The 25,444-nt window shown below is 57.4% G+C and carries 13 protein-coding genes and 1 tRNA gene; 4 read left to right on the forward strand and 10 right to left on the reverse strand.

What is annotated here, in order from left to right; genetic code table 11:
• Positions 1 to 57: 57 nt before the first annotated feature.
• Positions 58 to 855 carry a thioredoxin-like domain-containing protein gene (locus tag J5W70_RS08730; RefSeq protein ID WP_022396603.1) on the reverse strand — a complete coding sequence of 266 codons (798 nt, stop codon included), beginning with the start codon at positions 853 to 855 and terminating at the stop codon, positions 58 to 60.
• Positions 856 to 978: 123 nt separating this feature from the next.
• Here J5W70_RS08730 and rseP point away from each other — a divergent pair, with 123 nt between their 5' ends.
• The 3 genes from rseP (at position 979) to J5W70_RS08745 (ending at position 4,969) form a co-directional block, all read left to right on the forward strand.
• Positions 979 to 2,424, forward strand: coding sequence for an RIP metalloprotease RseP (gene rseP, locus J5W70_RS08735; RefSeq protein ID WP_022396604.1), 1,446 nt, complete (start codon positions 979 to 981; stop codon positions 2,422 to 2,424).
• 34 nt (positions 2,425 to 2,458) lie between these two features.
• Complete coding sequence (locus J5W70_RS08740) at positions 2,459 to 3,844, forward strand: DUF6056 family protein (RefSeq protein WP_022396605.1); 1,386 nt, start codon at positions 2,459 to 2,461, stop codon at positions 3,842 to 3,844.
• A 333-nt stretch (positions 3,845 to 4,177) separates the two neighbouring features.
• The gene (locus J5W70_RS08745) at positions 4,178 to 4,969 is read left to right on the forward strand and encodes a PEP-CTERM sorting domain-containing protein (protein WP_022396606.1); all 792 of its coding nucleotides are present in this window, start codon (positions 4,178 to 4,180) and stop codon (positions 4,967 to 4,969) included.
• Positions 4,970 to 5,198: 229 nt separating this feature from the next.
• Here J5W70_RS08745 and J5W70_RS08750 read toward each other — a convergent pair whose 3' ends face one another.
• The 6 genes from J5W70_RS08750 to J5W70_RS08775 all read right to left on the reverse strand — a co-directional run bounded on the left by J5W70_RS08750 (position 5,199) and on the right by J5W70_RS08775 (position 22,653).
• Positions 5,199 to 8,342: a UvrD-helicase domain-containing protein gene (locus J5W70_RS08750; protein ID WP_215841908.1), complete on the reverse strand. Its 3,144-nt coding sequence runs from the start codon at positions 8,340 to 8,342 to the stop codon at positions 5,199 to 5,201.
• A 19-nt stretch (positions 8,343 to 8,361) separates the two neighbouring features.
• Positions 8,362 to 11,235: a PD-(D/E)XK nuclease family protein gene (locus J5W70_RS08755; protein WP_022396608.1), complete on the reverse strand. Its 2,874-nt coding sequence runs from the start codon at positions 11,233 to 11,235 to the stop codon at positions 8,362 to 8,364.
• A gap of 419 nt (positions 11,236 to 11,654) precedes the next feature.
• Positions 11,655 to 12,572: a DMT family transporter gene (locus J5W70_RS08760; protein WP_022396609.1), complete on the reverse strand. Its 918-nt coding sequence runs from the start codon at positions 12,570 to 12,572 to the stop codon at positions 11,655 to 11,657.
• 411 nt (positions 12,573 to 12,983) lie between these two features.
• Positions 12,984 to 19,430 carry an alpha-2-macroglobulin family protein gene (locus tag J5W70_RS08765; protein ID WP_022396610.1) on the reverse strand — a complete coding sequence of 2,149 codons (6,447 nt, stop codon included), beginning with the start codon at positions 19,428 to 19,430 and terminating at the stop codon, positions 12,984 to 12,986.
• 430 nt (positions 19,431 to 19,860) lie between these two features.
• Positions 19,861 to 21,048 (reverse strand): iron-containing alcohol dehydrogenase, encoded by a 1,188-nt coding sequence (locus tag J5W70_RS08770; RefSeq protein WP_022396611.1) that lies wholly within the window; start codon positions 21,046 to 21,048, stop codon positions 19,861 to 19,863.
• A 30-nt stretch (positions 21,049 to 21,078) separates the two neighbouring features.
• A complete protein-coding gene (locus tag J5W70_RS08775; protein WP_215841909.1) occupies positions 21,079 to 22,653 on the reverse strand; it encodes a hypothetical protein in 1,575 nt (524 codons plus the stop codon).
• 222 nt (positions 22,654 to 22,875) lie between these two features.
• Between J5W70_RS08775 and J5W70_RS08780 the strand changes: the two genes are divergently transcribed.
• Positions 22,876 to 22,950 (forward strand) — tRNA-Arg (locus tag J5W70_RS08780).
• 446 nt (positions 22,951 to 23,396) lie between these two features.
• On the opposite strand, the gene J5W70_RS08785 is transcribed toward J5W70_RS08780, so the two are convergent.
• The 3 genes from J5W70_RS08785 to J5W70_RS08795 all read right to left on the reverse strand — a co-directional run bounded on the left by J5W70_RS08785 (position 23,397) and on the right by J5W70_RS08795 (position 25,121).
• A complete protein-coding gene (locus tag J5W70_RS08785) occupies positions 23,397 to 24,179 on the reverse strand; it encodes a hypothetical protein (RefSeq protein ID WP_215832720.1) in 783 nt (260 codons plus the stop codon).
• A 67-nt stretch (positions 24,180 to 24,246) separates the two neighbouring features.
• Positions 24,247 to 24,900, reverse strand: coding sequence for a hypothetical protein (locus J5W70_RS08790; RefSeq protein WP_215832721.1), 654 nt, complete (start codon positions 24,898 to 24,900; stop codon positions 24,247 to 24,249).
• A 50-nt stretch (positions 24,901 to 24,950) separates the two neighbouring features.
• Positions 24,951 to 25,121, reverse strand: a complete 171-nt coding sequence (locus tag J5W70_RS08795; protein WP_156340815.1) for a hypothetical protein — start codon at positions 25,119 to 25,121, stop codon at positions 24,951 to 24,953.
• Between the last annotated feature and the right edge of the window lie 323 nt (positions 25,122 to 25,444).

A 25,444-nucleotide genomic window follows, 5' to 3' on the forward strand; every position in this document is an offset into this window, starting at 1 on the left:
GCGTCTTCATGTCCGGGTGCGGAAAAAAACGTGAAATCCCGCCAGGGGAGGATTCGTTTATTCGGATTCGGCCGTTGCCTCCTTTTCCTTTTCCGCGCTGGCCAGCTCCTCCACCTTCCGCACCAGTCCATCCATGCTGCCGGAAGCGATTTTGTTTCCGTTAGCGTCCACCAGCACCAGGGAGGGGATGGGACCGGGATAATTCTTGCGGATCAGAGGGCTTTCCTTGGAAAGGTTGTCCAGGTAGCCGAACAGGAAGACCGGCCACGGCATCTTATTGGAAACGGCCCATTTCTGGGCGCCTTCCAGCGCATGGTCCATGCTGCACAGGACTACTTCCAGATCCTTGCGGGGAGCGATTTTATCCCGGTACACCTCCAGGTTGCGCGGAAGGGAGGCCCTGCACGGGCCGCACCAGCTCGCGGAATAATACAGGATAAAATACCTGGCGTTCCATTTGCCGTCCATTTTGACGAACTTGCCGTCCTTTTCCCGGTAGGTCAGCCCTTTCAGCTGTTTGCCCAGGACTCCTTTCGGGATGACCATTTTAGCCAGCTCCGCATCCGTCTTGCCGACCAGCTCCTTGTGGAAGTCAATCCAGTCCAGGTCCTCCCTGGAAAGTTTTTTGAGGGGAAAGGGGATTTTCTTTTTCGTGAAGACGTTCTGCATGATCGCGTTGACGCTGTTCAAGCCGGCCAGCCTGGCCTGGAAGGTGGCGCCCGTCTCCTTGTTCGTCCAGGTCCGGGTCATGGAGGGGATGTCCGCTTCTTCCTGAGGCGCGGCGTGAAGAAAGGGCGTACAGGCTATCAATGCGGCTGCCGGAATGCCCGTCATGAGAAACTTGGAGACAATCATCTTTTGTTGTTATGGTGTTTTCTGCCGCATGTCCAGAATTTAAATGTTCCCTCTGTCATTAGGACATCCTTGAAGCTTGTCCGCCGGGATGCGTCATGATAGCCTGATCCACAAAGCACTACCATGGATAGCATTCTTTCCGTTCTTACCACCATTGCCATTATCTTCGGTGTGGTGATGTTGTTTAACTTCATGATTTTCATTCATGAACTGGGTCACTTTTTCGCCGCCCGCTGGCGCGGCCTGTACGTGGACAGGTTCCAAATCTGGTTTGGACGCCCCATCTGGAAAAAGACCGTTAACGGCGTGCAATGGGGGGTGGGCTGGATTCCGGCCGGCGGCTTCGTTTCCCTACCGCAAATGGCTCCGATGGAGGCTATTGAAGGGAGAGCGGAGCTTCCCAAGGATTTGAAGCCCGTTACCCCCTTGGACAAGATCATCGTGGCCGCCGCCGGCCCCATCGCCTCTTTCCTGCTGGCCGTGTTTTTTGCCGTGGCCGTCTGGATGGTGGGCAAGCCTGATGTGGAGATGGGGGTGACTACGGTCGGCTTTGTTGCTCCGGACAGCCCTGCGGCCCAGTCCGGCATTCTGCCCGGCGACAGGATTGTGAAGGTGGACGGCCGCCCGGTGGACAAGTGGGCGGGCAATATGGAAGGCGTCCGGGAACTGATTATGCTGGGTGAGCATGACCAGGTAGTTTTTACGGTGCAGAGGCCTGGGCATGAAGGAGAGATGGAAATTTCCTGCGGGTTCCGGATTCCGGAAACGTCCTGGTGGCAGCGCTCCGGCATGCGCCAGGTAGGGCTGATGCAGGCGATGCCCTGCGTCATCGGGGAAGTGCTTCCCAATTCTCCTGCCGACCAGGCCGGATTGAAGCCGGGCGACGTGGTGACGGCTGCCAACGGGGAACGCATCTGGAGCCCTGCGGCGCTGGATGGGCTGTTGAAGAAGAATGAACCGCTTCTGCTGGACGTGACGGGCAAGGATGGCGCCGCGAGGCAGGTGAACATCCAGGGCAGGCTGCCGGAGAACTGGCACAACGGCGCGAACGGCTCCCTGCTCAAGGGCGCCCAGCCCATTCTGGGCGTAACCTGGGACCTCAGCTCCGTGGGCCGTGACGTAACCGTGCATCCTACTCCGTGGGCGCAGATCAAGCAGAGTTTGAAATGGATGGGAGATACCCTGGCGAAGGTGGCGGCCCCCGGCAGCAGCGTGGGCGTGGAGCACCTCTCCGGCCCTGTGGGAATTGCCAACCAGTTTTACAAGATGTTCTCCCTGGAGGAAGGCTGGAAGCTGGCCCTGTGGTTCTCCGTGGTGCTGAACGTGAACCTGGCTATCCTGAACATCCTGCCTCTTCCTGTGGTGGACGGCGGCCACGTGGTGATGAACACCATTGAGCTGGTTTTCCGCCGTCCCCTGAACGTGAAAGTGCTGGAATTCGTGCAGTTCGGCTTCGTCTTCCTGCTGATGGGCTTCTTCCTGTTCGTGACATTCAAGGACGTGGGGGATTTCTTTGGCAAGAAGCCGGACAAGCTGCCCACCCCGGTATTCAAGGCCGTGACGGATTAAACGCGGGCGGCGACCCTTGATACGGCTTGATTCCATGAAGCAGTCACTGGCGGCGCGTTTCCTGTTCCGGGCGGTGGTGCTGGCGCTTCTCGTGTACGCCATACTGCTCACCTGGTGGACCCCCTTCACCGGGGACAGCTTCATGCATTCCGTATTCGGGGCTGGCCACCGTCTTGCCTTCCAGCCCGTGCTGGAACGGTGCTGGTGGTCGTACATGAACTGGAATCCCCGCCTGGGGGAATTCCTGGCTGTCTTTACGGCCACGGCGGGGAAGTGGCTTTTCCTGGCCGTCAATCCCTTCGTGATTCTTTCCCTGGCCCTGATGATGTTTTACCTGGCGCGGGGAAGGAGGGTGAATTCCGGGCACTGGCGGGATGTTCTGCTGTTTTCCGCGGGCGCCCTTCTTCTGCTCACGTCTTCATCCAGGCCGGGCATCACGATGTTCTGGCTGTCTGGAGGGACAAACTATGCGTGGTCAGCCGCCGTCTGGCTGGGCTTCCTGTGCCTGTACCGCGGCTTATGGGCCGGGACCTCCCGGATTAAGGACAGGCCCTTTTCCTGGCTCTGGATAGGCGTGGCGGCTTTTGCCGCCGGGATGACCAATGAGAACCAGATTCCCGCTTCCCTGGGCATGCTGTTCCTGTACTGGCTGTATGCGCGCTGGAAGAGCCTGGTTCTTCCCCGCTGGTTCTTCGTCGGCTGGGGTTTTCATGCCCTGGGCGGCGCTTGTCTTCTGCTGGCTCCGGGAAACGGCGTGCGTCTTCATTCGGAGACGGCGGGTGGCGCCGCCGTCCTTCATTCCTGGGCGGAGCGTTTCGGCGCCATTCCGGAACTGATGAATGCTTTTTACGAGTTCATGCCGCTTCCTAAAATCCTGCTGGCAGCCGTCGCCGTGGCCCTGATCCTGCTGACGTGGAGAAGAGGTTGGAAGACTTGGAAGGGGGCTTCTCTCCGCCGCATGTGCGTTTCCCTTCTGTTCATTCTGGTGGCTCATGCCATGGCAATCAGCTTTTTTGTGCGCGTGATTCCCGCGTGGCATGCCATGTTTTCCGCCACGGTGCTGATGATGACGGGCATCCTGGGGCTGTACGGGGTATGGATGGACGCCGCGCAGAGGCGTTGGATTCCTTCCTGCGTGCTGCTTGCGGCGGCCGGGCTGGCCCTGTGGGTATGCTCCGGGTATCTGGATGCCTTCCCGCGCATCCACCGCCAGTGCGAGGAACGGAAAATGTTCATCCGCCATGAACTGGAAAAGGGGGAGAGAAACATTGCGGTCCCTCCTTATGAGCCCGTGCCTCTGGCTCCCTATGTTTCCGTGATGTGGCGCATGAGCAGCGGAGACCCGGATGAATTCATCAACCGTTCCATTGCCCGTTATCTGGGAATAGAAAGCATCCGGGTGGCTGTGCCTGAACATTGACCGTCTTTTTTGGCGAATAGCTGTTTTCCCGGCGCGGCCGTATTCCGGTGGAAACGGCGGCGCGGTAAAAGTCCGGCTGTTTTTATAAACCGCCCTTCGGCCATCTTTTCTTTACTCGAATGCCGGTGGAACAGGAATGCTCTTGCGGATCAATAATCCGATGTCAATGGAAAACACTAAAAATTAAATAATATATCTTTTTTGTTTTCCATGTATTAAGTGATTCATATCAAGACATAAATATATATAATGTATTTAATATAAATAGATTTAATATTAATTAAAGAATTTATGCAATCATCGGATTATTGATCCGGTTTACTTTGTGTCACCATGAAGAAGTCCTTGTTTTCTCTGGCTCTGATTTCAAGTTCCCTGCTGGCAGTGCAGGCGGCGACTGTGCAAATTGACTTCGGGCGCGATGACGCCGCGACAGACGGAGCCCTCAATATGAATTACGACCATTCCTCCGCAGCCCTGGGCACGATGCCGGGCGACGTCACTTTGGGATGGAGCACGGCCGGATACCCTGTGGGGGATGACGGCCATACCACGACCAAGACGCCGGGCGAAGAAAACGGGTGGAAGAACGCTTTTGGCGGCAGCATGCCTTTCTCCCTGGGAGACAGCTTCCGAGACGGCCTTTTAACGCAGACGGCGACCGGTTCCGGTTCTTTTACCGTGACTTTCAGCGGTCTTGCCGCCGGGGAATATACCTTGTCCCTTTTCGGCGGTTTCACGGGTAAGGACGTCTTTGCCGGACAGACGTGGACGATCGGAGGCGCCGACGCTTCCAACGCGACCTGGACAAACTTTGGCACAAACGCCAGCGGTGATTGGAACGAGCTTTCCACGACGACGGGCGACAGTTCCGGCGTTCTGGCTCCGGGGAATGCCGCAGACGGCTCCAATCCTTCCGCCAACAAGGGCCTTTATTCCACGGTGGAGCACATCGTGGTGGGGGAAGACGGGACGCTTACTCTCACGATTCAGGGGGACGGTTCCAGCAATTTTGGCCGTACGGCCCTCAATTACCTTTCCCTGACCCAGGTTCCGGAACCTGCTACGGCTACTTTGAGCCTGCTGGGCCTGGCCGCTCTGTGCCTGCGCCGCCGCCGCGCCTGACCAGGAAGGTTCCAACCGTTTCTATTCAAAGCTGTTCCGCGTCCGCGCGGGACGGCTTTTTTATTTAACGGCCTTTCCCTTTCCGCGCCTTCGGGGCGGCATGTTTTCCAGCCGCGGCAACGGTTTTTTCCATAGGGGCATTATCCGTCGTTAACACAGGAACGCAGGGAGGAACGGCAAGGAAAATGCGGGGAAAGACAACTGCCGGTCCTTCAGGAAAAAAATTCCTTTAAATGCGGATGGTTTCCTTCAAGTGGGTGGAAACAATGATGCACGCGATTCGTTCCGGCGGTATTCCGGTGATTCTGGACACGATGCGGGCGTAGGCGTTCAACTGGTTGGAGTGGCGTTCCCGCAATTGCTCCGGAGAGTCCGCATGGTCCGTCTTGAAGTCCACGATGCAGGCGCTTCCGTCATGAAGGAGCAGCCTGTCAATCACGCCGGAGATCCAACTGTTCCCGTCAATGGCTTCAATGCGCTGTTCCTTCATGATGCGTGCCGTTCCGGGAGGGGTGAAGAGTTCGCGGATGGAGGGAATCTCCATGCAGGCGGCCACCGTGCGCTCCGCCTCCGTGGCGGGATGAAGAGCCCATTCCGGCTTGTCCGATTCATCCCAGCGGGTAATCCGTTCAAAGACGGCGTGAACGGCTGAACCGAATGCGGCGGATTCCGCATCGTCGGCATATCTTCCTTCGTGGGCCGCGTCTTCTGCCGCCGGCAGGCCGGAGGGGGAAAGCCGCTCCCTGACCATCGGTCGTTGGAGGGGCCATTCCGGCGTGTCTTCCTTCGCCCGTTCCCGTACGGATTCCGTGAATTCTCCGTACCACCCGCCATGGCCGCAGGAATACAGGCATTCCGCCCCGGATTCCGGAAGCGTGTCTTCCGTTCCTTTTTCACAGGACCGAGCTGCGGAACGGACGACCTTCCACATGGAATCCGCGGTCATTTCACCTTTTTCTTCCCGGTAGGGGAGAATGACGTACGTGGCCCGCTTGGCGCGGGTGAGCGCCACGTACAGCTTGCAGAAGCCGTCAAACTGCTGCTGGGCGCGCCATTCCCGGTAAAGCTCCTGGAGCTGCGGAACGTTCGTGTAAACATGCCTGGAAGGGACCAGCACGATTCCTTCTATGTTGCCCTCCCGGTTCTTTTTGACAAAGTGGGTCAGGTGCCTTCCGTCCGCAAAGGGGGCGTCCCTGCCGATCTGGGGCAGGATAACGATGTCGAATCCCAGGCCCTTGGATTTGTGGATGGTCATGATTCGGACGATGCCCCCGGCAGGATCCTCCCGGCGGGTCACGTCTTCCATGTGCCTGATCCATTCATCCAGGGAAACGCCCTTCTCGTCCACCTGTTCCGCCTCATTCTTCCAGACGGCCAGGCGGTCCCGGTGGAATTCGGTCAGTTCCGTTCCCGTCCGGGCCAGCCTCCGCTCCAGTTCTTCCATGACGGCGGCGTAGCCGTCCCGTTCCAGCAGGAGGCGCCAGGCCTTCCAGTCCATGCCTTCAGGCCGTTCCGGAGTGACGAGGGGCCGGAGGGGGGAATGGATGAGCAGGCCTGCGGCAAAGGGGTCTCCCGGCATGAGCAGCCAGCGGAAGAAGTACAGCAGGTTTTTTCCCAGGGGGGAATCCACGCCCACCGGAACGTCGTCGCATACCTCCGCGGGAACGCCGTGGTCCGTCAGCCAGGTCTTGATGGCTAGCGCCTGGTTTTTCGTGCTGACCAGAATGGCGGTTTCCAGGCCGCGGCGCAGGGCTCCGGTACGTTCTAGGATGTCGGCTGCCGCCTGGCACACCAGGTCGTTGGCGGTGGAGGCTTCCGCCTTGGGCGTCTGCCAGATTTGGGAGACGCCGGACCGGCCTTCCAGATGGGGGGCGCACCGGTGCTCCGGATATTCCCCCCATTGTTCCAGGGCGGCGGGTTCGCAGTCCGGCGCCGTCCGGGCGTAGTCGCAGATGTCGTTCACCAGGTCCAGCACGGGCTGGACGGAACGGTAGGAGGTGGACATGCCGCGTTCTTCCAGTTGAAGCTGGGTGGAAACGGAGCGGAAAAGCTCCGGATCCCCGCCGCGCCACTGGTACACGCTCTGCTTGATGTCCCCCACCACGAAGATGCTGCCTTCGCTCCCGGCCTTGGATTCCGTCAGGTCGTCCAGAAAAGGCTTGATGACGCGCCACTGGGACTGGGACGTGTCCTGGAATTCATCCAGCATCCAGTGGTCATAGCGGCAGTACATGCGGTATTGCAGGTCTCTCTTGAGCTCCGGCGTAACGGCTCCCCCGCCCAGCATGCGCGTGACGTCGTGAAACAGGAACCTTCCCTTGTTGCGGACCAGGGAGGAATATTTGCCTTCAAAAAGGAGCATCAGTCCGTGCGTGGCGCGGGTGCGGCGCAGCGCCTGCAGGACCTCCATGCGCAGCCAGCTCTGGATGAGTTCTTCCAGCGGAGGGGACCAGAAGTCCTTGAATTTTTCCCGCGCCTCTTCCACGGTGATGTTCCAGGAAGAACCTCCGTCCGTGCGGAAGCGCACGCGGCCCAGCCTGGCGTATTGGGAGAAACCGTTCAGGAAGCGCAGGAACAGTTCTTTGCTTTTGGAGCCGTTTTTCCCTTCCGGAGCGGGCGCCTGCTGTGCCTGGAAAGCCACGGCATGCAGGACGGCGTCAAATTGTTCCAGGGGAACGGGGGGGGGCAGTTCTTCCGGCGTGAAGCCCAGCGCGACGGGGTTTCCCCATGTTCCGGCGTCCGGTTCGTCCAGGAAAAGTTCGTGGTAGGTGTTGAGACGCCGCATCATGGAATCCTCCGCATCCGCGGCTTCCGCATCGGAGTCCGCTCCGGAGAGGAAGGCGTCTTCAAAATTCCGCCTCCGCTCCCTGTTCACGGAGCATTCCCGGTACAGGGAAAGCAGGGCTTCGCGGCGCGCCAGCTTCTCCGCCGTGGTGTCAATCATGCTGAAGCCGCTGACGCCCAGCTCAAAGGTGCTGGTGGAGGCAATCTGGGCAAAAAGGCTGTCAATGGTGCAGAGGTTGAGGCGCGCCAGGTTCTGCACCAGGATGTGCAGCAGATGCCGGAAACGCTCCCGGTGCAGGTTTTCCGCCTTCCATGCCTCCGTTGCTCCGGGCCAGATGCCGGGTTCCCCCGGCGTTCCCTTGATGACCGTCCAGAGCTGTTCTTTCAGGCGTTGCGCCCCCTCCTCGTCCGTAGCCCCCGCAGCCAGGTCCGTCAGGATGCGGTCCTTGAATTCCCCTGCCGCCTTCCGGGTGAAGGTGATGGCGATGAGCCGTTCGGGGTGGCTGCCGTGGTTCAGAGCCAGCAGCCCCAGGAAGCGCAGGGAAAGCTGGTAGGTTTTTCCCGTTCCGGCGGATGCGGAGATCAGCATGTTGGTCAGGGAGAACATCTCAGAAAGGCAGGTGGGGGGTGAGGTTGAGGCCCAGCAGGTCCTGCAGGCTTTCACGCCGGGAGGCCATCAGGTCCTTGAACACGTCGTAGGAGGGAGGGTTCCAGCCCAGTTCCTCCGCGGTGATGAGCCCGCGGCCCTCATGAAGGAGCTTCATCAGCTCCACCGTCCAGGCGCGCGCGCTGTCCAGCGCGCATTCCTCATAGCCGGGCATGGGGTCGTGAAGCGTGTCCCAGGCGGAGATGCCGATGTCCAGCGGATTGGCGGGAAGGGCGTAATACGCCGCCGAAGGGTGGCCGCCATAGGCTTCCGCGGCCCACAGCACGTAAACGGGCAGTTGCAGGTCTTTCCAGCGCGCGTGCGCCAGCCTTCCGTTTTTCTGGCGTTTGGTGTAGGGCCGCAGGGCCGGGGAAAGCAGGGACAGGGCGTCCGGGCGCCCGATCGTTTCCAGATGCTTTCTTTCACAGGATGCGGCTGCTCCCGTTTTGTAGTCAATGACCCGTATGCGCCCGTCCGCATGGCGGTCGATGCGGTCAATGCGGAATTTCATGGGGAAGCCGCCCAGGGACCAGTCTTCCACCTGGTGTTCAAAGGCGATGCAGGACCAGCCTTCCTGAAGGTCCTGCAAATGCTGGACGGCGTAAACGGAAAGCCTCTGCTCCATGGAGCGTTTTTGCAGCAGCAGGGGCATGAGGGGGGTGGGGCCGTATTGTTTCCGGAAGGTTTGTTCCAGTATTTCCGTGATGGCGTCCTGAAGGGCGGCGGCTTCCATGCCGTCTTTCAGGGCGGCGTGTTCCCGGCAGAAGCATTCCAGCACATCGTGCAGCATGGTGCCCAGTTCGTTGACGGCCATGTCCTCCTTGTCCGGCAGGAACTCCTCCTCATTCATGTGCAGGGCCTCCCTCATCCAGAAGCGCATGGGGCACGCCAGGAACCTTTTGAGGACGGAGGGGGAGAAGGCCAGCCCTTTTTCCTTCCACGGGTTTTTGTAGCCGGGCGCCATCGCGCCGATGTCCGTGGCGGCCTTCCAGCCTTCTGCGGGCTGAAGGTACCAGCTTCCGCGCTGGTAGGGGAGGGGTGCGGGCGGATCGCTGATTTCCCGGAAAAGCTGTTCCACGCGGTGCGGCAGTTCCGCGTCCGGGCAGCGCATGAGCAGGGAGGAAGGCGTCAGCGGATCGTTTTTGCTGCTGGTCCGGGAGAGAATGATGGTGAGGCTGCCCTCCCGTTCCCGTGAATGGAGCAGGGCGGTCAGCAGGAAGCTGTCCCGGGCTTTTTTCCGGTTGAAGGAATCGATGCCCAGGGCTTCCCTCAGTTCCTCCGGCATGAACTGGTCGGAAACGCCGCCTTCCGGTACGGTCCCCTCGTTCAATCCCGTCAGAATAAGGTGTTTCTCCGGGCGGAAGTGGACTTCCATCCAGCCCAGGGAATCCAGTACCGCGTGGGCCTTCCTTCTGTTTTTGACGCGCAGCGGCTGAAGGCATTTCATCAGGAGCTGGAGGGCCGTCTCCGGTCTGGAGAAGGCGGTAGAGCGTTGCTGAAGGCGTATGAGGCCGGAAAGGCAGGAATGGAGCATTTCCATGGCTTCCGTTTCCGGACCGTAGGCGTTCGCCAGGGCCGGGAACCATTCCATCAGCCTTTCCCCCAGCGTGCCGGGTTCCGCCATCCGGTTCCGCCAGGCCAGAATGGCCTGGATGGAAGGGAGGGCGGCCGGATAAAATTCCTTCAGTCTGGAAAGCAGGTAATCTTCCGATTCCGGAAGGAACTTCTGCTGGATTTTATCCAGCGCGGCGCAGCAGTACTGCTGGTTGCCTATTCCCAGGGAGGCGCAGAGCAGGGAGGAACGCGCCAGGCAGAAGACGGGCCGGGCCGCGCCCTTTTCTTCCAGCGCCTGCCGCAGGTGGCGGAGCAGGTCCATGACGCCGGTTCCGGCAAAGGGTTTCCCTTCCGGATTGTGGAGGCCCCAGCCGTATTCCCGCAGGGCGGCATCCAGGGCTACGTTCATGTCCGGATCACAAACGCCCAGGGCGACGTCCGGCGTTGCTCCCTCCGCTGTGCGGGCGATCATGCGGCACGTTTCCCCGGCCAGCCGGGCAGGGTTGGCCGTGATCCTGATCTGGGCGTCGCTGATATGGATGGGGCACTGGGTCCAGACTTCCGGAAGGGGGCATCCCCAGGAGTCAAAGGAACCGGCTTCCTCTTCCGGCGCGTGTATCCATATCTGGACGGGCACGCCGCTGCGTTCCGCATGCTGGAGGGCCTGGCGCAGGGGGCGCGGAACGTCCGCTACGCAGGCCAGGATGACGTGCCCTCCTGTTTCCCGCAGGGAATGGAGCAGATGCGGCGGTGCTTCCGCCTCCATGGCGGTTCTGTCCGCAAGCTGCCAGCCTTTCAACTGTTGCGTGCAGTACTCTGACAACCTGTCCATGTCCGTCCAGCGTTCGTCACGGCCCGCGCAGGAATCCTGGGCCATGCCGCAGGAAATGCCCTGGTTCGCCATGGCGTGTTTAAGGCTTTGCAGGCTGCCCGCCATTTCCAGCATGCTGGAAAAATCCTCCGGCATGTGCCGGGGGAACAGGCGCGGATAAAGACGGTGGGGAGAGGTTCCCAGCGCCTGGAGCCAGCCGGCCAGCTCTTCCAGGACGGAAGCCGTTTCCTCCTTTTCCTCCAGCCGGGGGAACTGGTCCGCCGGAATAACCTGGGGGGCGAAGATGGCCTGTGCGCTGGAAATGGAGGCAAGGTATTCCCTCAATTGCCTGCCGGATTCCCGTGTGGGGACCAGCACCAGATTCCGGTGGAAGTCGTTTCCCAGGGAAAGCAGCCGCTCCGCTACAGCCCGGCAGGCCGGTTTGTCCCAGGATAGAAAGAGTCGGTTCATGGCAGGGAAGCAGGACTCCCCGGAAAGGGGAAAAGGCGGAGACTACGGGCGTATTATACCTTGCCGGGGCGTATTTTCCCATCTATTTTTTCAGGGCTGCCGGGAGGGGGATGGGAGATCACGGAGTGTCAGGGGCTTTAGTGGCGTTTTAGCTTTGAGGGAGGGATGCCTTTTTTTGTATCCGCGGATTTTTGCCTGGGAAGGAAGGCTTCCGGTTTTTGGACGGGAGCTTTTCCGCCCCTTCGTGGAGGGGAATTTTTCTCTTGCTGTGTTCCGCCCGGCGTCCGTAGGGACCGGGAGGACCTTCTTCCCAGAAGGGAGTTCACCAAGTGGGTTTTTCGGGAATGCCCCGCCTCCCTAAACAAGTGTGTTCATTCCTGCGTGGCTGTAGAAGGCCGTTTTCTGAAGTTCCCGATTATTTACGGTTCCTGAACGGCGGTCTTTTTTCCGGTTCTGGTGACCAGAAGCACGCCCGTGAAGACCAGCAGGACGGAAAGGGTTTTCATCCAGCCGAAGCGGTCCATGCCCCACAGCACCGCTACGGAAGAGGCAATCACCGGCTGGCAGTAGTTGTACATGCTGACCGCGGTGGGTTTCAGCCGCTGCTGTGCGAAGGACAGGCAGATGTAGCTTACAAAGGTAGCGAATGCCACCACGTAGGCAATGCCCAGCCACGTCTGCAGGGGAAGTGCGGAATAACGGATGGAAACCACGTCCCGGAAGGTGAAGGGCAGGCAGGCGATGGCGGCGTAGGTGAACATCCATTTCATCAGGGTGACGGGCGAGTATCTGCCGATCAGGTTTTTAAAGAAGACGAAGTAAACGGCTACGCTGCACTGGGAGGCCAGGCAAAGGATGTCCCCCAGCAGGTTGTTGTCTCCCGGCAGGGCCGCCGCACGCCCTCCGCTGCCGGAAACCAGCAGAATGGCTCCGATGGCGCTGGCGCAGACCCCGATGATTTTTTTCCCCGTGATCATTTCCCGGAGGACGAAGGCCGCCAGAATCATGGTCAGTACCGGCGTAATGGTGGTGATGATGGCCGCATCCGCCGGAGAGGTGAATCCCACGCCCACCGTGAAGGCCATCTGGTTGAAAATGATGCCGAACAGGGAGGCGTAAAACAGGGTCAGCCGGTCCTTCCTTGCAATGGTTTCCCCGGGCACGAAGGCGGAGGCCAGCCAGAACAGGATGGCCGCTCCCAGCAGGCGGAAGGTAGCCAGGGAAGCGGAGCTGACTTCCCCCGGCTGCATGACCAGTTTGCTGACCGGAGACATGAGGCCCCAGATAACGGCCGCCGCTCCCATCGCGATGTGTCCCTTCAGGGTTCCGGATTCCATGGTACGGCCCGCTGCGCAGCGGGCAACGCATTCTCCGCTTCCGCGGACGGATTGCAAGAGTTTTTAGCGCGGAACCGCAGCCCCGGAGAGAACGGCCAGGCGGGGAGAGGGGCATGCTCATCCGGGGAATTGGGAAGGTATGGCTCTCCGGTTTTTTCCCCCTGACGCCGGACAGGTCCGGTTTCCGTCTTCATTTGATTTTAACGGGAAAATGATTGACCCGCCGTTCGTCCAAAATTGCATCGGCTCCTATGGGGCCGGAGTGGCGGTATTGCCCGCTTTCCGCCTCAACTCCATGCGGCAGGATTTGAGGCGGAACAGGAATAAGAAGACCCTGGCTGAAGTCCTGTTCCTTTACGGGGGCGCTGATGCAGGCGTTTTTAATCGGGGTCCCTGCGGGTGGCCGGGCTTCTATTCGGCAGGCATGGAGATGCCGATTTTGTGTTCCTTGCTGTTGCCGCGGAGTTCCGGCGCGTACATGGCCTCAATGACGGCCGGCAGGGCGCTGAAGCGTCCCGGGCGTTCCGCGCGCAGGCGGTGGCTGATCTGGTATTGTCCCATGGGCAGGGAGGAAAGGAAGACGCGTATTTCTTCATCCCCTATTTCCTTGTAGCCAGATACGGTCCCCATCCAGGCGTAGCCGCTGGTGGTTTCCTGTGATTCGCATCCCGCGGGCTTGGGGTCCAGGAGCATGAGGTATTCCACGTCGTTCTTCGTTTTCACGGTCATCACCACTTCAATGATGTCGCCGCTGGCAATGACGTCTCCGTCTTTCAACAGCGTGCGGCGGGTCAGGTCCTTGCCCTGGGAGACGAGCTCTCCGGCATCCGTCTGGGTGTCCTTCACGGAGTCGTCCTTCACCGTTTCCTTCCGGATGCGGTAGTAGGAGCGTTCCACGGTGACGGCATTCCCCGCGGCGGGAATGGGGTCTTCCAGGGAGAAGTAGCTGAGGGTGGAATTGGCATAAATGTTTCCGCTGCCCTTCTTCCTGCGGATGGTGATGACGTGGCTGCCGTCCGCCAGGTCTTTCCCGCTCATGCGGAAGGCGTTGTCAAAGGTGAACAGGGTCTCCTTCGTACTGGCGATCGTTTTGACCGGAACGCCGTCGTAAAGGATTTCCGCTTCCATGTCCTCCATGCCTTCCCTGGTCTGGAGAAGGTAGGCGGACAGGGCTTCCAGACAATCCGCCGTATCCTTGGTGGAGTCCCAGTAGGAACCGTTGGCGCGGTTGTTGAGCAGCCATTTGGCCAGGCGCGCCGTGACGGGATTGCCGGGGTCGCTCTTGGCCATCAGTTTCAGGTAGGCGGCCTGCGTGGCTACGCCGCTGCCGTACCACCGCCACCAGTAGCCTTCATTGGGAAGGCGCAGCCATGCGGTTTGCAGGGAGTCGTCCTGCTGGAGGAACTGGGAAATGATGGGCATTACCTTCTTGAAGTCGTCCATGCGGTGGGCGTCCAGCAGGATTTCCGCCAGTTGAACCTGGCTGATGACGGGAAGTTCCAGCCTGTCGCGGAACAGGTAGCGTTCCATGGGCAGGTTTTTGACGCCGCATTCCGCCAGAACGGAATAAACAAGGGTGTCCGTGGCGGAGGCCGTCAGGCGGTAATCCCCCAGCTTGCGGATGGCTTCCTTCTTCTTCGGGCCGTCCGGCAGTTTTTCCAGTTTCCGGTATTCGTCTCCTTTCTCAAGAAGAGCGGCCTGGCTTTCCTGATAGTTTTTCAGCCAGCGGACGGCTCCGGAAAGCATCCCATCCGGGACATTGACCGTGTTTGAAGCAATCTTCAAGCCGTGCGCCACATGGGCCGTCATGACGGGGTCTCCCTCGCTGGCTCCTCCGAACCATCCCCAGGAACCGTTGGAGAGCTGCTTCTCCCGGAGGGAGGAGATTCCCTTGGCGGCCATCTTCTTCAGCGCGGCTTCATCATAAACGGGGTTGCGTTCCAGCTTCTTCATGACGCTGTCATGGAAGGCCTTGTTCTTGATGGCCTGGGGATTCAGATTGCGGTGGCTTTTCAGCGCCGCGCCGGGATTCAGGCCGAGCTGCTTGAGCGCGTCCGTCACGACGAGAGCGGGCAGGAAGCGGTTGAGCGTCTGTTCCACGCAGCCATAGGGGTATTCCGCCAGGTAGGGCAGGGCTTCCACCATGCTGAGGGCGATGCTGGGGGAAACCTTGACGACCAGCTCGCTTTCCTCCCTGCGCCGCTGCTGCGGCAGGGAAATGGAGAGTTTCTGCTCCCGTTCTCCGGGAAGCACCACGGCGCTCCCCGCATGGAGCTGCTTCATGCCGTGCACCAGCACGGGGAAGTTCATCTGCATGGCGTCTCCGGTGGAGCCGGACGCCGCCTCCATGGCGACGGCGGCGGTTCCCTCCCTGATGGCGGCGGTCCACCAGTTGACGACTGCCTGCCCCTGGGCGGGAACGTCCACTTCCCGCACGGCGGAATTGTCCGTATCTGCGGCGAGCCCCTTTACGGCCAGAGCGTCAGCCGGGAGAAGTTCCAGGCAACCGTCTTTCAGGGAAATGGAAACGCGGGCGCGGACGGCCTTGTCCGTCCGGTTGCGGACCAGGGCGCTGAGCATCACTACGTCTTTTTCCACAAAGAAGCGCGGGGCCTGCATGCTGACCATGAAGTCCTTCGTGGTCAGGAATTCCGCGGAAGCCTGCCCTACCTGCAATCCGGGGGTGATGGCCCAGGCGGCGGCTTTCCAGGTGGTCAGGTTGTCCGGCATCTCCACAGGAACGGTAACGTTCCCTTCCTCATCCGTCCTGAGCGTGCCGCACCACTTGATGCAGTCCGCAAAATTGGTGCGCAGTTGAATGTGCGGGGAACTGTTCTCCTGCACGTCTGCGTCTCCCTGTCCGGCTGCAAAGGAATCACTTTCTGCGCTTTCTTCATCCGAAGCCATCTGCTGCATGGCCGGAACCGGTGCGGCGGCGGGGACTGCCGCTCCTTCAGCCAATACGCGGCTTGCGGCTTTTCCGCTGATAGCATAATTACCGGATCTGACTCCTGCGGTAGCAAAGCCGTTGACGGCTCCTTTTTCCCTCCGCAACAGATAGCCGTAGTCACTGTAGAGCAGGGATTGGAAGTAGGGCTGGTCCGGGCCGCGGTCCTGCTGCGTTCCGGCGGCCGTCATTTTTTTCAGGCTGAGAAAGCCGGTTTCGTTCAGGCTCCCCCAGACGGTCTTGGCGATGTCCGTAATATTGGGGCGTGCGATATATTCCAGAGCCTTGTCATAGACGGCCAGGGTAACGATGCCGTTCCTGACGGGTTTGCCGTCCGGCCCTTTGACCTGAACCGTTACTCGCCCTTCTTCACCGGGCTGGTATTGGGATTTGCCCGGTGTTACGGAAGGAGCCAGAATCTGGCTGGCTGGCGGAATCAGCAGTTCGGCGGAAGCCGTGTGAAGTTCCCCGTTTCTGACGGTGAAGGCGTTCACGCCCATGTTGGGCATGTCTTCCCGGGTCAGGGGGCATTCCACCAGGGCGGTTTGCCGGTCCAGAGGGACCAGGCTGCGGGACTCGTCTTTCCAGGAATTGCGCAGGAAGGTCCAGACGCGGGCGTCCGGATAATCAGAGGCGAGGAGCAGTTTGGCCGTATCTCCCGGTGCGTATTCCTTCTTGTCCGGAGTGATGGAAAGGGGATTGATTTTAAAAGGATTCTGTTTGCCCTTGCCGTAGGAAAGGAACTGGAAAGACTCTTCCACCCTGTTGCCGTGTTCGTCCTCCAGGGTAGAGGAAAGGGCATACAGGCCGGATTCCCTGGTCTGGAAGGACAGGGTGGCTTCCCCTTCCTTTCCGGTGGTGATATTCCAGGTTTCCAGAGCCTCCCGGCTGCCGTCCGCGCGGATATGCTGCAAAACGGAGGTTCCCTTGGCGTGAGCAATCTTGGCGCCGTCCGCCGTGGCCGCGGTGATGGAGGCCTGCACCGGCGTTCCGGTGGGGGCGTAGCCGCGGTTCAGGGCGGTGAAGATGTTGAACGGGCGGAAGGTGGCGATGACCTGCCCGGAAGCGGAAACTTCCCGCAGGGAGGCATCCGTCACGCTGGCGGAGACGCGGTAGGTGATATTCTGGGATGCGAAATCCCGGGCGTCCTGCGCCGTGGAAAGCTCCACGGACGCTTTTCCGTCCTTATCCAGCGGCACCGTCTTTTCCAGGACGGTCAGGGGTGCATCCGGAGAAAAGGGAATGTAGTACGGGCTGAAAGACCTGTCGTACAGCCAGCTCCATTTCCAGTAGGGCGTCCAGACATCCGCTCCCAGTGTCCGGGTGATCGTAATGGTGGCCTTCCCCTCGCTTACGGGACCGCCCGCGTAATAGTCCGCCTGAATGGAGACGGGAATGGGCCGGCCCAGGCGGATGGGTCTGGAGGGGGCGTCCATCCTGACGGAGAATTCCGGCTTCTTGTACTCTTCCATACGGAAGAGAGGGGCATACAGCCGGAAATCCGGGTCCGCGGAATCATGCAGCTTCAGCTTGGCTCCATACTGGCCCAGCGGAGCTTCCGCAGGAATGAGCAGTTCCAGTTCAAAACAGCCGGTAGAATCCGTCGTGACGGTTTTTGGCGGAAAAACGCTCTCATCCCCGGTTGGGGAAGTAATGGTCAGCGTCAGCTTTTTTCCGGCGCAGTCCTTCGTTCCGGGATTTGCGATGTCCGGACGGAAGAGGACGCCCTTGAACCGCGCCGTCTGTCCGGGGCGGTATACGGGCTGGCTTTCCAGGAAGAAGCAGGAATAGGGGTCGGAGGCCTTGTTTGCCGTATCCATGAGATAATTGCCGGATTCCCAGCCGTAATCCGATACTCCCGCCAGCACATAGCTGTCCCCTTTGGAAGCGATGCCCAGGAACATGTTGTAAGAAGGAGTGCGGGAACCGCGGGGAGGGATTGTTTCTATCATGGCTCCGTCCTTGTCCGTGGTTCCCTTCACTTGGTGTTTTTGGAGCGTTTTATCCTCCTGGTAGCGAAGGAGGCGCAGGCTGCCCCCTTCCACGGGCATTCCCGTTCCGGCATCCGCCAGGAACCATAGGTTGCCTTCCGGCACGGAACGGCGCACCAATACCATGTCTGACAGAGTGAGGAAGCGGTGGAACCGGTAGCCGTTATCCAGCGTGACGGTAAGCAGGTACCAGCCGGGCTTGCGGGTGGGCACGGGAATCTGAGCGATGCGGTTCAGGTGCCGTTCCCCGGGAGCCAGAGCTACCTTTTCCCCTTTGATTTCTTCACCCAGATAGCGGGCGTAGGACGGCTCATGTAGCAGATTGAAAAGGAGGGTCCCCAGGCTGGAATACTTTTTCCTGTACGCGTTGCCCAGCGTGCTGGAGGTCTGCACCTTGTCCATGCGTTCCTCCTGCCACCGCTTCATATCCACGGAGCGGGCCGTCACGCTGGCCTGGGCGGCGTTGCGGTAGGAGAAGGCGACCGTCACCGGTTCCCCCGCCAGCAGCGTTCTTTTATCCGCATCAAACATTCCGTTGGGTTCCGTGATGGAGGCAATGCGCTTCTTCAGGTTGTCCGCAACGTGCAGGAAATCCTCCTTGTCCGTTTGATTCCAGGATTGTGCGTTCCAGGTCTGAAGGATTTTGCCTAAAAGCTCCGCGGCAGCGGGCCTCTGGTTGCGGGCCAGGAACTCATTGGCTGCCAGATTGCCGGCGTTAACGTAATAATCCGGCTCCGGAGTTACTCGGACCGCAGCGGCGATCCGGATGAAATCGTAATCCGGAGGAAGGGTGGTGAGCAGGAATTTTCCGTTGCCCGTCCGGTCGGTTTTAACGACGGTCTGGTTCGTTTTCAATTCCTCCGGGTTGATGCCCGCCACCATGCCCGCGTTGCCGGGGCCGTACACGAACTCCTGGTCCGGAGCCGTATTGGAATAGGAGAACAGCCGGTGGCACCAGGAGGCGGTGAAATAGTTGACCTGGTTGGCTAGTTCCGGGTTCGCCTGAATGGCGGCGTCCAGCAGCCAGCGCATGCGTTCCCCGTCGTTTTTAGCCGTCTCCCAGGAGGAAGAGGCATGGTAAAAGACGACTTCCGGCTTCCCCGTTTTGGCATTGACCGTGACGGGCACGGTGGCGACGTTCCGGAACGGGGGGGCTTCCTCCCTGGCGACGTACCCCGGCAGTTCCTTCAGGCTGGTGAGGTTCCCCAGGGCGGCGTAAGCCTGGAAGGGGGAAAGGGAACTGTAGCGGCTGCCTTTCACCAGCAACGCCTGAGCCGTCATGAAGCGCAGTTGTCCCAGAAGCTTCATGTTCTTTTCCTTCTCCGCCAGTTGCATGGCCTTGGAAAGGCACCGCAGGGCTTCCACCCGGTCCCTTGCTTCCCCGGAATATTCCCCGTCCCATGGCTCGGCGCTGCGGATGTAGGCGCCGTCCACCAGTTTAAACGTATGGCTGGCGTTCTGGTACAGATGGGCAGCGTCCATCAGGAAATAGGGATTGCCGCCGTGGCGTTTCATCTGCTCTTGCAGAATGGTATCCAGATTCGTGGAATCGTCCAGGGCATTGAGACGGGTCAAAGCCTGGTAATAAAGAAGAAGGTCCGCTCCGCTGTACTGGTCGTCGTATTCGTCAAGCTGTTTTAAAGCCTGTTCGGCCGCATTCTTGAACAACCTCTTTTTCAAAAGCTTTTCAATAGCCTCAACGGACTGCTTCCTCTGCTGGGAGATGGAAGTTGCCTTGTCCGCATCCTTGGCGCCTTTTTGGGATGAAGAAGTGGAATCTTCCGGAAGTCCTCCCTTGTCATCGGCATGGGCGGACGGGCCGTCCTGACGCTGCGGTGGAGTGGAAGCGGCTGCCGGGCACGGCATTCCGGAAGCCAGCAAGCCTCCCGCCAGAAAAAGCAGGGAAAAGATTCTGTTCATTCAACCAGACTACTTCCATGTAAAATATTTGGCAAGTTACAAGTAGGTTACAACATGCGGGAGATTGTCTTAATGCCGTTCAATGGCCAGAAGCGTTGGAAAGATTGACTGTCAACGAGCAAACCGGAATTCTTTTACGTTCCGGCCTGTATTCCGGTGCGGATCATCTGCCGCGGCGTCCTTTTTGAGCTTTCAGGGCGGCTTCCTCAGGTTCCCCTCCGGAGGATAAGCAACCGCCGTCTTCTCTTCTTCCCAGGGAAAGGGACTGCCTGGGTATATTTATATTCCACTGCCGTCCCCTCGTCCCGGATCAGCTCTGCCGGATGAGGGAGCCGAACCGCATGCATGTTCATGTCTCTGCGGGAGGGAAAGACGGCCTGCATGGCTGGCCGTCCCGGAATGCAGGAGGGAGGAAGGAACGGGGATGCCGTCAATCGGGCAGCGGGCCTTCGCATGCCAGGCGGTAAATGGCCTGGACGTCCCGGGCGTCCAGTTTTTCCAGCCCCCCGATGGGGCCGCGCACGCTGATGGCCTGTTCCGCCATCAGGGGAAAATCCCCGGACTTGATGTTCAACTCTTCCATGGTCGTCGGAAGCCCCAATTCCCGGTAAAAACGTTCCAGACGGGAAATGCCTTCCCGGATGAGGGCCTCCGGCTCCCGGAAGGAACCCTCCACGCCCATCACCTTCACGGCGAACTGCGCGAACATTCCTTGGTGTTTGGGGGAAACATACTTCATCCATGCCGGGGTGACGACGGCCAGGCCCGCGCCGTGGTCCACGTGATACAGGGCGCTCAGTTCGTGCTCCATGGCGTGGCAGCCCCAGTCCTGTTCACGGCCCACGCCCAGCAGGTTGTTATGGGCGAGGTTGCCGGAAAACGCAATCTCCGCCCAGGCGTCGTAATCGTGCAGGTTCCCGTTCAGGATGCGGGCGTTTCTCATGATGGTGCGCAGGGTGGTTTCGCAAAGGCCGTCGGAAAGGTCCGTATGCAGGGTTCTGGTGAAATAGCGCTCAAAAATGTGGCTCATCATGTCGCTGACGCCGTTGGCCATCTGGTGGTGCGGGAGCGTGAAAAACAATTCCGGGTTGATGATGCTGAACACGGGGCGCAATTTGGGAGAACCGTACCCCAGCTTCCGCCTGGTTTCTTCATTGGTGATGACCGTGTTCGGGCTGCTCTCGCTGCCTGCGGCGGGAATGGTCAGCACGGTGGCGACGGGCAGCGGGTCCGCCTGCGGCTGTTGTTTGGAAAGATACAGGTCCCATACGTCCCCTTCATGGGGAACGCCCAGCGCAATCGCCTTGGCGGAATCAATCACGCTGCCGCCTCCCACAGCCAGCACGAGGCCCAGGCCGTGTTCCCGGCAGAGGCGGATGCCCTCATACACCAGGGGAAGCGTGGGGTTCGGCTGGACGCCGCCCAATTCCTCATACTCCACGCCGGCGGCTTTCAGGGAAGCCGTGACGGCGTCGTAAAGGCCGGAACGCCTGATGCTGCCGCCTCCGTAGTGGAGGAGGACTTTTTTGCCGAACGGCTTGAGAAGGGCGCCCGCTTCATGCTGGGTTCCTTTTCCGAAAATGAGCGTGGTCTTGTTATCGTAAACGAAATTGAGCATGGCGGGGATGCGGTGACGGTACCTTTAACGCTACGGCTCTTCCATCCCCGGCTCAAGGCTTTTGTGCGCCCCGTTCCGCTTCCGGAAGGGCGGATTTATTGTTCCGGAGGATGTTTTTTCATATACCGTTCCAATTCCTCCCTGTTTTTCCGGAGCTGATTCAATTGGCCGGAGCCTTCCTGAAGATAATTGACGTCTCCCGAAGTCCAGAACGAATAAACGTGGTCCAGCACGGATGACTGAATAGGGGGGGCAGGAATCCTCATCTTCCATGAATTCTTCTTTCAGAGCTTGCAGAATCAGGTCTTTGCAGCCCAGGTCCGTACTGAACAGCATGCCAGAGAAGGCTCCGTGATGATTCTTGCCGCCCCGGAAGCGGGAAAGCAAATGGAGATAGGTCTTCAATTCCTGTTCCGCAGCAGGTTCCAGTTTCAAAAAGGAACGCCGGACTCTCATTTCTTCCCCGTTCCACCACAAATCATAGGGCGTCATGGCGGGCGGATGGTCCATCCGGCTGAAATCGTACAGAAAGCGGGAATGCCGTCCCAGATACGTGGTGGCTGTGTGGAGAAATCCCTGGTGGATATAGGCGCCCCCGCACTGGCCGTCCGAATAAATTTTCATCCAGGCCGTGGCGTGTTCCGGAGCATTGGGGAACAGATCCTTCCAGACCGGATTTGTTGAAAGAGGCAGCGTCATACACTCTTTCCGAAGGAATGCTTCAGCAGACTTGCCCTGGCGCAAAGAGGGCTTTTTCCCTTCCCAAAAGTTATTTGCCGAGTCAGGACAGGAAGAATAAAATTTTGCGTCCAACTCTCGCCAGTAAAAACCGCGCGGGGGAACTTTCTTCATTTCCCCGGCAATTCTGCGGGTGTCGGCGCATAACTCATGAATCATGAGCTGGGTCTCAGGCGTAAAATTATCCATGCTCGCTGCGTCAACAAGAAGATGGAAAATGTGGAACATCTGGCGTTTCAGGGGTAAACGGCCGCGGTAATAATGCAATTCCGTGGCAATCAGTCCGGGAGCCGCGGAGTAAAAGGAATATCCTTGGTCACAGCACCCGAACATCTCCGCAGGAATGTCCAGCACGGCGGTTTCCATGCACTTCTTCCAGGTGGTTTTGAGTTCCTGCGCCAGAGCATGCGGCAGGATGGCAACGCCGCGGCGAACGTAATTCCTGCTGTACTCCTGCCAATGCAGACGGCGGATTTTTTGATCCTTCCATGCATTCAGCAGAGCGGCAGAGGGGTGTAGCCATGCAGGGAATGTTTCTTCCGGAAAATAATCCGGAAGATATTTTTCAAGAAGGGAGGCCCACCAGCTCTTCCACAGGGGAGCGCTGTTGATAAAATAATCTGTTTTGTTGCCTTCTGCCGCTACCGCCCAGTGGAGTTCGTTTCCTATGAGGGCGACTGCGCGTTCCGGCTCCCAGGAGGGACAATCCACAGCGGCCATTTCATAATTCCGGGCCGCTTCCGGCAAAAGCAGAGACAGGACCCGGGGAGTATACCGTTCCCATTCCCAGTAAAGGCGGAGAGGGTAATACTTTACCTCCTCCGGGCCCAATCCTGTTTGATCCGGGGTTGGGGCGGGCCGGTACATGGCGCGTATGGCCGGCCTTGCGTCCGGCAGGCTGTCATGACAATGGCCGTATCCGGTCAGGGAAACGCAGAGAACAGAGAGAAAACAAGCAGTTGGGAAAAAACTCACGAAAACGGTTCTAGGAAAAAAATGCTTCAAAATCAAGGTTCATGGAGTAATTGCCCTGCTTTTTGCTTGAGCGGGGAAACCTTCCCGTTTATTGTCCTGCACGGACAATGTCCGGTCCCCGTAGTTCAATGGATAGAACGGGTCTCTCCTAAAGACTAGATGCAGGTTCGATTCCTGCCGGGGACGCCACCTAAATCCTTCTAATACCTTGCGTAAGTATTGAAAATGCAAGGATTTTTATTTATTGCATTCCCCTAATGCATCTCTGATCTTCTGGGTCGAGCTACATTCAAGGGTACATTTTGTACTTTTCACAAGACATGCCCGCAATTTCTCCATCATGATGGCTGAGTGGAAGAAGAGAAACCATGCTTGGCTTGTTGCGTTGTGTGTTGTAGGGAACAGCAGGTAAAAACGGAGAGAATACCCGCCATTCTCAATGGTGGCCCATCCGAAAAAACGAAAGCTTTTGTAATGAATTGATTAAGGCAAGTAATTTGACACTAACTCCGGATTGATTTTAGTTTCGAGTGCCAAGTGTTCTATCAAGCAATTTGGCCTTTCAATCTTTTTTCAAGGTGCGATCGATAAATTGATGAATCTCTTGGTCGGAATATCCTGCCATCTTGATATATTTACGAATCTCTGTTTTTTTTGCCGGGAAATAAATTAGTAAGAAGAATCATGAAATTCTTCTCCGAGCGTTCAATAATGTTCTTTAGCAGAAGGTTTCGGGAAGTTTGCGTGTTGCTTACAACAGTGTAATCCTTGAATTGCTGGTCGTTGTCATGAATCCGTTTGTTCATGTCTTTGGAGACGTCATTTATCTTTTTTTCTGTTTCCGGTCCTGTTCCTTTTTTTTGGATTTGAGCAATTTTAGAAAATGCGTTTTCTATGATTTCAATGTTTTTCTTCAGCATGGCTTTTGCTTCTTTATCAGAAACGAATACCGGTTCGTCCGAGTAGGATTTTGATTTAGTGCCGTTGAGGAAGTCACACATAATGGCAGCCCCGTAGGATGCCATCAATTCTCTTGATACTTTATCATCGGGAAAAAGGTCGCGATAAGTGGAAATGGCGAGCATTTCCAGGGCTTCCTCCTTAAGATAAAGATCTGCGTCGCGGCTGTTTATAGTGCGCCTTGCCTGATCGGCTGAATCTATGGTAAGAAGAGGTGTATTGGCGATAAAATAAAGAATCCAAGGGATATTGTTACGAATTTCTTCACTTGGAAATTCATTTTCTTCTGTAGACTTCCTGATGCGTTCGAGCTCCATGGCTGCTTCCTTGAAAAATTCTTCTGATTGACCTTTATCAAGAAGTTTTTTTAATGTTGATGCTGATGTCTGAGCGTTTTTTAAAACCTCAAGAGAATCAGGTTTGACGAGGCTGGCATCAAATAATTGTATTTTTGCCATAGTAGGATAGATGGAAAAAATGAAGATTCCAATTGAGATTAATAGATTTATCATTTTATATAAAAATTTATAATATTTGTTCTATAGCCTTTACCGAAAAAGGGACTTTGAATTTTGTAACGGTTCCGGAACAGTTTTTCTGTTTCGGGAATTCAGGATCATTTGTCCGTGTGACGGTAAATGTCTGTTGGATTTGTTCAATACGCTTCTTAATTTGAGTTGCTTCATAATTGCATAACCATGTCCATTTGCACGTTCCGTTTAATTTGGCAATGGTGTTAAATAACATAACCAAAGTTACGTGGTCATCTAATTCATTGCGCAAATTAGGAGGATCTCCCTTATTGCCGGGATCATGGTCGTTAAGTTTAAATGGCGGAGGTTCTTTTGGGTCAAGGACGGTACCCCCATCTTTCTCTATAATGCCACAGTTGGAAAAGCTAACGGACGTTGGATGTACAGTAATGATAATGTACCCAGTAATGCCGAACCCAATATTTGATTGATTGCTGTATTCTTCTCCTTTTTTTCCTGTTAAACGAGTAGGTTTTTTAAGGTTAAAAGTAATTTCTGCCGGAGGAAAATCCTCAGCTTCTGCTTTGACGGTAACATTATTATTTTCCATGATCAAGTCAGCCATCAAGGTTGCAGTGGTTCCGCGTCCATTTAACGTTGCTCCTTTTCCCTTCTTAGTCCAGGTAACCTTCGTATTCTTATTCAATGGCTTGCCTCCTTTGCGTGTTAGTGTCAGTGTTACAATTTCTCCTATGCCTATTTCTTTTCGCCCCTTATCCTTTTTTTATTCAATTTTTTAATGATACAATCAGCTGATGGGTTTTCTGTTTGGGATGTGATTTCCAGCATCCTGTTTTCTGCATGAACGTCTATGACGTTCATAAGGGCACAGGCGAAGGCAATCATAAAATATTTCTCTGTTCTCATGGCGTTGGATTAAAAGATCTTAAAGGTTAGAATGGATAAAATGACTTATAGAGCTGGAACGCGCGAAGTCAACTTGACAAGGTTGGACTCTATCCGGGATTTACACTCTCTTGAAATGGGGAGGGCTTTCAGCACTTATATGATGTGAATATATAGCAATTCTGGATTTGGCTATATTTTTTAAAGTAATTTTATTTCCTTGTTATTTGAGCAGATTTCCATTTTACCATGTTTTTTTATGAATAGTGGATGGAGGAAAGGAAAACCACGGAGAGCGGCGGGAAAGCAGGAATACTGAGTGGTCGCTATGTCCAGCTTGTTTT

Source organism: Akkermansia massiliensis, assembly GCF_018847375.1.
Lineage (GTDB): Bacteria > Verrucomicrobiota > Verrucomicrobiia > Verrucomicrobiales > Akkermansiaceae > Akkermansia > Akkermansia massiliensis.